Below are 7,133 nucleotides of genomic sequence, written 5' to 3'. Positions count from 1 at the left end.
GCTGCTGCTACTGCCACCCCCGTGGCACTGACCGCACCTGCAATCGGTTGATAGTCAACAGCCCAGCTACGGCTGGGTAATACGGAATCCCAGAAGCCCCCTCTCAACAGGGGGCTTTTTTATTGGCTGGGTGGTTGGGCAAGTTGTACAAGAAGTCTGGATGGGAAAGCAGTGGTCAGAACCGCAATCAGGTGGCCTTTTGCACCATGAGCAATGCCGCTTCCACAGCGAGACCGGGACCGAAACCCAAAGCCAGGCATGGGCCGTTTTGGTCTGGTGAAGTGCGCAGCCGATCCAGGACAAACAAAATAGTTGCCGACGACATATTGCCGAATTGACGTAATACCGCAGTGGAGAGATCAATCTGGGCGGGTTGCAACCCGGCGCTCTCTTGTACCGCCCCAAGGATGCGGGGCCCGCCGGGATGAACGGCCCAGGTTTCTATTTCTGGCAATGTCAGCCCCAGGCCCGCCAGCCACTGCTCCAGCCAAGGGCGCAGCTGGGCGGCGATGCGACTGGGGACTTTGGATGAGAGAACCATGGAAAAACCATGATCTTCAATGATCCAGCCCATCAGGTCTTCAGTGCCGGGAAGCACTGTTGAGGATGAGGCGACTAGCTGTAAGCCTGTTTTATTGGTTGAGCCCACACCAGCGCCATCGGCAGCTACCGCCACCACCGCACCGGCACCATCAGCGAATAGGGCATTGGCCACGATGTGGTCCGGGTTCCAGCCCTCCTGCAAGTGCAAGCTGCACAACTCCACTGCACAGAGCAGCACGCAGGCACTGGGATCAGCCTCCACAAAGGCCCGTGCCACCCGCAGTCCGTTGAACGCCCCATGGCAACCCATGAAACCCACATGAGTTCGGGCCACATCCATGGCTAGTGGCAGGTTGGCGATTAAGGCGAGGTCGAAGCCAGGGGCGCCGAAGCCCGTGCATGAAACGGTGATTAAGTGGGTGATCGCGCTGGCCTCGATAGCGGCATCCTTAAGCGCTAGACGGGAAGCCTCTAGGGCGAGCTCAAGCGCTGCCGGTTGGTAGCGCCTCATCCGTTCAGCCGTTGAGGGGTTGCCGGAGTCAGGCAGGGGAATGCAGTGGCGGTGCATCACCCCCGAGCGCTGGTAGATCCTCTCCAGCAGGCGTTGTTGACGAGGGCTGGCGTTGCCCATCTGCGGTGCAAGGGCCAGGGCTTCATGCTGGCTGATGCGCCTTTGGGGCACCGCAGTGCCAAGACCAATCAAGGACAGGGGCATGATTGATCAGTCCGTCGAGCAGGGCAGGGCGGGCCGCTGCAGAAGCCCAATCATGGAGCCGGCGACCGAGGGGAAGCTCCCAGCCAGCCTGTGCAGCCCCCACCTGATCCTGGGGTGCCGCAAAACCACTGCCAGCACTCGGCATGATTTCTGCTTCTGTGCCACCCAGCGGCGGTGCAGGCGCCGCCACTCCGACTCAATTGCGCCATCCCAGTTCTCCAATCCGCGAAGCACTAGAGGCAGGGCAGCTAGTGAGGAGGTCAGGGCCCAGCCCATGCCTTCACCGGTGAAGGGCTCCACGTAGCCGGCGGCATCACCAAGCAGCAGCAGCCTGTGACCCGCAAGCGGAATTGTGTGACGACTGAGCGCTGCGGTGAGTTGCCAGGCTGATTCCTTAAGGCCAGGCAGAGTCGCAAAGCCCGCTTCTGCCAGGATTTTTTGGCAAAGCAGGGCCGCACCACCACCGGAGCCCAGCATGGGCCGATCGAAGGCACAGGCCAGGTTTATCTCCCCGCTCTCGACCCGCACCAGACCCACATAACCGCCATGGCCCACAGCCATTTGCAGCACACCGGGCGGCAGCTCGGCAGCTTCCCCTGGCAGTACGCACCCTGCGCCAATACGACTATGGGGCTCGATGCTGGTGCTGATCTCAGCCTCGTTATCGATGGCGCGGTGGCTGAGACCCGCCGCGATCAACACCACCTTGGCGCTGACACTCCACCTTGTAGTGCCTTTTTGCAGCACCACCTCCCGGTCTGGTTCTAAGCCGGTGGCGGCGGCGCCCAGTACGGCTCGGGTGCCCGTCATCACCGTGGCACCAACTGCAACAGCTGCTTCCAGCAGAGCTTGATCAAGGCGAGAGCGGGACAGGACCCGGCCAGCTCCCAGCGTGAGCGGGCTCACCAGGCCAGCTACCCCCAGCTGCAGCCGCTCAAGGGGTAGACCACCCTGGGCCGCCACTAGGTTGCCAAGTCCAGCTGTTTTAAGTGCTGCCAGCGCCTGGGGGCTGAGGCAGGCCCCACAGACTTTCCAGCGTGGAAAGAGGCGCTGCTCCACCAGCAAGACGCGTACGCCACGACTGGCCAGACCATGGGCTGCAAGGGCGCCGGCCGGTCCAGCACCCACTACCACCACATCCCAGCAAGGCGAAATATGCAACGGTCTGAGTTCAGGCATTGGCTGCATTCCGACTCCAGGCGAGCAGGAAACGCTCGGGCCAGAACCGGGTGATCTGGGCACCCACCAGGCCAGCCGATGCGGCTAGCTGCGCCACCTCGTCGAGTTGAAAGGCACCACCCACCGAGAGTGGTCCATCTATGTGCACGATCGCTGAGCGACTCAGCAGCCGGGTGCCGATCCAGGTGAGCAGCAGGTCAATGGGGCTGCGGATTAGGTCGTGCACCAACAGCTGATTGAGGGTGGCGGCGGCCATAGATCGCAGCAGGCTTTCTGCATCGGCTTCCGTGAGGTGATGCAGAAATAACGAGGTGGTGATTAGGTGATAACCGCCAGGAAGAGGGGAATTGATTGCGTCGGTTTGGAAGAAATGAGTCTCCAATCCCTCCGCCTCAGCTGCTGCCCTTGCCAGGGAAACAGCTTCAGCGCTGATGTCGCAGCCATGCACCTCCAGATCAATCCCCTCCCGCTTGGCCATGCGACTGATGGCACGCACCGTGTCGCCCCCACCGCAGGCCACATCTAGGAGGCGCAACCGCCGCGCAGGATTCAGTTTTGCTAATCGACGGATATCAGGAAAGAAGCAAGCAGTGCTGCGGGTCAACGCATTGATGCGAGCTAGACCAAGTAATGCTTGCTGATGATCCAGAGGATCAAGTCCGGGCTGATCCATCAGCTCTGGCCTTAGCTGCCGCTGACCAAGCTGACTCCATAATTGGGGCAGGGGCACCTCAAGGGCCGCTTGGAGATCAGCAAGTTTTGGCTGCAAATTGCCCCGCTGCAATGCAATCTTGTCCCAACACTAAGATCCCAACATTGAGGTCGCAACTGAGAGCACTGCAGCCCAAAGGCACGGCTATCAGACTCAGAAACAGAAGGGAAGAAACTGTGTGCGGCAGGCAGCGTAACCGTCTATCAGGGCTCCGAGGCCGATTTGGTGGGCGATGCCAGAGCCCGTAAGCCCTTCTGTGATGATGCCAATCGCGATACCCAACATTGCTGCTCGGCCGTTGAACAGTTCTACGCGTTTGAGCTGTTCCAACAGAATCAATTCTTCGGCCCGATGCTTAAGCCATTCTCGGCCAGCCGGAGTGTTTGTCATTTTTTTGCAACGAAGAAGGAGGAATTAGGCTCAACGATGCTGAGAGTTACAGCTATCAGGATCTCGGGGTGAGGTCAGTGGGGCGACTGAGCACGTAGGTGGTCATGCCACCGAGTACCACCACAAGGGCAATCACGGTGAATATTGCAGCTGTGTAATCGGTTTCCATGGTGATCAACCCAGGCCGAGTTGGGAAAGGATGCCTTGGCCAGTGAGTAGCTCAGTGCCGAGGCCGATTACGAAACCGAGCATGGCTAGGCGACCATTCCAGGTTTCAGCAAACTCAACGAATCCGAAGCGGGAAACAGAGTCAGTCATGAGTGTTGCGGTTTGTTACGGGAACTGTAACGGAATGTGGCTAGGGCCAGGCGGCTAGGGCCGGACGGCGAGGACCCGTGGGCTTCCATTGGATTCGGCCTTGTCTTTGTAGGCAGTTAATAATCAGGCGAGGTAAGGATCCAGGAAGCTGAGCGGCCTTGCCATGGATGCCGAAAAGCCGAGAATGCCGCGATCCTTGTAGCTGTAGAGCAGGGTGTCGTCGTCTTCCAGCAGGAAGGTGCCACCGCGCTGGGTAAGAAAGTCTTCGCAGGGCACGTAGGTGCGCCAGTTGCCCAACACCTCGCTCATGTTGCGCAGCCGAACCGTGGCTAGTTCAAAGGGGCGCTGGAATACGGTCCCGCCAGCCCTGGCAAAGAACGAACCTTTAATAGGTGGCAAGGGGCCGGCCTGGATGGTCTCCTCGTCGGCGATTCGCTGGGGAGCTGCTCGATCGCCCGTGTAGCCGCGCAGCACCTCGGCCAAGGTGCCGGGGGAGCCGATGCCAGCGCACATCAAAAGCAGGTTGGGCCAGGGGCCGCCGATCTGCCGCAGACCCTCGTAGAGGCCCAGGGCACGGTGCAGCCGCGGGTCTGCATCAACCTGCAGTAGCTCGCGCGGAAAGCCTGTGAACTCGCAGAAGCGATCGGCTCCGGCAGCCTGGCCGATACCGATTGCCAGCACGGCGATCCCGGCAGTCTCCAGTTGCGGCAGGGCAGGAACCAGGGCTTGGGCGTATTCGAGGCTGTCGAAATCCCCCAACTGGGGTAGTAGAAGCACCAAACGACGGCGTCCCTGACCCATCCCCGCAACGCCCGCCAGCCGCTCAACCAGGGAATCCGGGGCTAACTCGGTGCTGGACACGGGGATCGCTGCGCTCTTGAGATAGCCATCGTGACGCCAAGCCGGCTGCCTGGCGATCCGCCATTTGGATCAACAGAATCGGGTGTTGCCGGGAATAGGGGCTATGGCCGTTGAGGAGCGCAGTGCTGGAGAGTCACGCAACATCCTGCTCACTGGTGGCAGCTCCGGGATCGGTTTTGAGGCGGCAACCCTGCTGCTCCAGGCCGGTCACCACCTCACCATCCCCTGCCGGGATGGGACCACAGCCGCGCTTCTGCGCCAGCGCCTGAGCGACAAGATCGATACCCCTAGCTGCGATCTGGCTGATCTGAGCAGCATCGGGCGCTGTGCTGAAGCCTTGCTGGCCAAGGGCGAGCCGATCGATACCTTGGTGCTCAACGCCGGCTTGCAGTACAGCGGCACGGTCGAGCCCCGATGGTCGGCCCAGGGGTTTGAACTCACCATCGCCGTCAACCACCTGGGTCACCAGGCCCTGCTGCAGCAACTTTTGCCCCTGTTGATCCGGAGCAAGGCACCTCGCTTGGTGGTCACCGCATCGGAGGTGCACGACCCCACCAGCGCCGGGGGGAAAGTGGGCCTCCCGGCTGGCCTCGGGGATCTTGCCGGACTGCGTCAGGGTCCTGGGGCGCTAATGCTTGATGGCAGCGACAGCTTTAGTGCCGAGAAGGCTTACAAAGACAGCAAGCTCTGCAACCTGTTGATGGCAAGGGAGGTGGAGCGGCGGCTGAGGGAGCAGGGCACGCATCTGCCGGTGCTCGCCTGGAGCCCGGGGCTGGTGATCCCGCGCAGTAAGGGGGGCTTCTTCCGCTACAGCCGCAGCCACAACCCCGTGGGCCAGGCCCTGTTCGCCTTTGTTGCTCGCGACCTGCTGCGGCTCACCGAAACTCCCCAGAGGGCTGGCGCCCTGCTGGCCGGCCTCGCCGATGGCTCAAAACCGCACGCCAGTGGATTTCAATACTTGAGCAACCGAGTTGTGGGGCCGGGTCGGCTGCGTTTTGAGACCAGCCAACCCAGCGCGGAGGCCTGCTCCGACCCACTGGCCCGGCTGCTGTGGGATCTCAGCGCCGCATCAACAGATCGAAAAACCACGTTTCATATTTCTTCATATTAAGATTCAGCAAAGCGGAATGCCGATGAACGATTTGCTGGCTGTCATTTATTTGGTTTTCTTTGCGGCCATCGCTGGCGGCGCCTTCGCGCTGATGTCCCAAAACTTGCGTAGTTCCCAGGAGGGAGATTCCCTTCAAACCCCTCGTAAACGCAGCAGGGTTCACCCAGAGGCTCCCCAGCTCGGCGAAGAGGTGCTTTACGTCGATTTTAGCCGCGAGCGTTTAGAGCAGATATATCAGCAAACCCCTTGATTTTTGAAGTAAACACGAAGCGAGTGAAAGTCTGGCGAAACGCATTCAACCTGCAACATAGATAAATTACAAAAGTGTATTTCCGTGGCAGCCGCTGCTCCGGCCCCAGATGCGCCGCTTCACCAGCAAATGGAATGGTTGGGCACGCAGACATTGGCATTCGGCAGTGAACCTGGTGAGTTGCGCTTTGACAGTGATGCCTTAGCCGAGGAAATCGGCCTCACGGTGAAGCTCACCTGTTTTGAGGCCCGCCAAATCAGTCAGCCTTTTGCCCATCGTGCCCACTGCTTGCTGGCAGGTCGGATGGCAATCAGCGCAGCATCTTATGTGCCCCTAGTTGCCAGCACCGCGGAGCACAGTGACAGCACTCTGGAAATCCCCTACTTCGGCAGCACCCGTTTTCGCATTGAGGGCAAGGACTGGTTTGATCGGGCTGGCCAGCAGGCGATCTATCTGCCAGGTCAATCCTGCTCTGTTGAGACCAGCCACTTCAACGGCTTGCTCTTCAACCTCAACCCCCAGCGGCTGGCCACGACTATTGGCGAGGTCAGCCGCCACCGCGTGCCGCTCGAGCTGGCAGAGCGCTGGGTTCAACGGCCTGTGGCGATAAACCTGGCTGACCCCCGCGTAAGGCACCTTCAGCGCCATTTAGAAAGCGGCCTCCAGAACCTTGCCCTGCTTCACGGCATAGGTTCCGGCCATCCCGATGCGCCTTTAGCTCTTGGAGTTGAAACACTGGCCTACCGCTCCAGTGCCCGCATGATCCTCATTGCCCTGGGATAGGGCCTAGGCAAACGCGACTGGGTGCTTCACGTTTCTTCATCAAGCTTGCCAGGATTAGGGAAGCAACCAATCCACCATGTCCACGCCCTTGCTTCTTGAGCTGTTTGGAGGCTTCTTGGCTGCCTGTATGGCCCTTTGGTTTGTGGCCCTCAGTCGCCCTGCTGATCAACCGGCTGCAGCCCAGAGCCCTGCAAATCAGCTATTGATCACGACTGGTCAAGCCCAACGGATCCGTTCCGCTCTAGCGGCCTATGTGTTGAAGCCAGGCGGG

General features: G+C 60.4%; 9 protein-coding genes and 1 pseudogene. 4 read left to right on the top strand and 6 right to left on the bottom strand.

Features of this window, described 5'->3' with window-relative positions; all coding sequences use genetic code 11:
- Positions 1-187: 187 nt before the first annotated feature.
- From KBY74_RS12835 to KBY74_RS12810, 6 genes are all read right to left on the bottom strand, one after another.
- Entirely contained in the window at positions 188-1,258 is a 1,071-nt protein-coding gene (locus KBY74_RS12835) for a type III polyketide synthase (RefSeq protein ID WP_254943029.1), read from the bottom strand.
- A gap of 6 nt (positions 1,259-1,264) precedes the next feature.
- On the bottom strand, positions 1,265-2,437 hold the full coding sequence (locus KBY74_RS12830) for an NAD(P)/FAD-dependent oxidoreductase (RefSeq protein ID WP_254943028.1): 1,173 nt from the start codon (positions 2,435-2,437) through the stop codon (positions 1,265-1,267).
- On the bottom strand, positions 2,430-3,110 hold the full coding sequence (locus KBY74_RS12825) for a methyltransferase domain-containing protein (protein WP_254943027.1): 681 nt from the start codon (positions 3,108-3,110) through the stop codon (positions 2,430-2,432). Before KBY74_RS12825 ends, KBY74_RS12830 begins: the two co-directional genes overlap by 8 nt.
- Before the next feature lie 192 nt (positions 3,111-3,302).
- On the bottom strand, positions 3,303-3,539 hold the full coding sequence (locus tag KBY74_RS12820; protein WP_254943026.1) for a chlorophyll a/b-binding protein: 237 nt from the start codon (positions 3,537-3,539) through the stop codon (positions 3,303-3,305).
- Positions 3,540-3,713: 174 nt separating this feature from the next.
- Entirely contained in the window at positions 3,714-3,857 is a 144-nt protein-coding gene (locus tag KBY74_RS12815) for a chlorophyll a/b-binding protein (protein WP_254943025.1), read from the bottom strand.
- Positions 3,858-3,980: 123 nt separating this feature from the next.
- Positions 3,981-4,658 carry a peroxiredoxin-like family protein gene (locus KBY74_RS12810; protein ID WP_254943031.1) on the bottom strand — a complete coding sequence of 226 codons (678 nt, stop codon included), beginning with the start codon at positions 4,656-4,658 and terminating at the stop codon, positions 3,981-3,983.
- A gap of 124 nt (positions 4,659-4,782) precedes the next feature.
- Between KBY74_RS12810 and KBY74_RS12805 the strand changes: the two genes are divergently transcribed.
- The 4 genes and pseudogenes from KBY74_RS12805 to KBY74_RS12790 form a co-directional block, all read left to right on the top strand.
- Positions 4,783-5,829 carry an SDR family NAD(P)-dependent oxidoreductase gene (locus KBY74_RS12805; RefSeq protein WP_315859072.1) on the top strand — a complete coding sequence of 349 codons (1,047 nt, stop codon included), beginning with the start codon at positions 4,783-4,785 and terminating at the stop codon, positions 5,827-5,829.
- A 22-nt stretch (positions 5,830-5,851) separates the two neighbouring features.
- The gene (locus tag KBY74_RS12800; protein WP_254943024.1) at positions 5,852-6,079 is read left to right on the top strand and encodes a hypothetical protein; all 228 of its coding nucleotides are present in this window, start codon (positions 5,852-5,854) and stop codon (positions 6,077-6,079) included.
- A gap of 153 nt (positions 6,080-6,232) precedes the next feature.
- Positions 6,233-6,862 carry a hypothetical protein gene (locus tag KBY74_RS12795; RefSeq protein WP_254943023.1) on the top strand — a complete coding sequence of 210 codons (630 nt, stop codon included), beginning with the start codon at positions 6,233-6,235 and terminating at the stop codon, positions 6,860-6,862.
- 76 nt (positions 6,863-6,938) lie between these two features.
- Positions 6,939-7,133: pseudogene (locus tag KBY74_RS12790) on the top strand (DoxX family protein); the annotation flags it as partial.

The sequence above is a fragment of the Cyanobium sp. A1C-AMD genome (assembly GCF_024346495.1).
In the GTDB taxonomy this organism is placed as follows: domain Bacteria; phylum Cyanobacteriota; class Cyanobacteriia; order PCC-6307; family Cyanobiaceae; genus Cyanobium_A; species Cyanobium_A usitatum.
The sequence above is the reverse complement of the archived record's forward strand: the minus strand, read 5'-3'. Positions and strand labels throughout refer to the sequence as shown.

Coding starts and splice junctions, on each gene's coding strand:
- KBY74_RS12835 (WP_254943029.1), bottom strand. CDS start 1,258: ATGCCCCTGTCCTTGATTGGTCTTGGCACTGCGGTGCCCCAAAGGCGC.
- KBY74_RS12815 (WP_254943025.1), bottom strand. CDS start 3,857: ATGACTGACTCTGTTTCCCGCTTCGGATTCGTTGAGTTTGCTGAAACC.
- KBY74_RS12830 (WP_254943028.1), bottom strand. CDS start 2,437: ATGCCTGAACTCAGACCGTTGCATATTTCGCCTTGCTGGGATGTGGTG.
- KBY74_RS12825 (WP_254943027.1), bottom strand. CDS start 3,110: ATGGATCAGCCCGGACTTGATCCTCTGGATCATCAGCAAGCATTACTT.
- KBY74_RS12800 (WP_254943024.1), top strand. CDS start 5,852: ATGAACGATTTGCTGGCTGTCATTTATTTGGTTTTCTTTGCGGCCATC.
- KBY74_RS12810 (WP_254943031.1), bottom strand. CDS start 4,658: ATGGGTCAGGGACGCCGTCGTTTGGTGCTTCTACTACCCCAGTTGGGG.
- KBY74_RS12820 (WP_254943026.1), bottom strand. CDS start 3,539: ATGACAAACACTCCGGCTGGCCGAGAATGGCTTAAGCATCGGGCCGAA.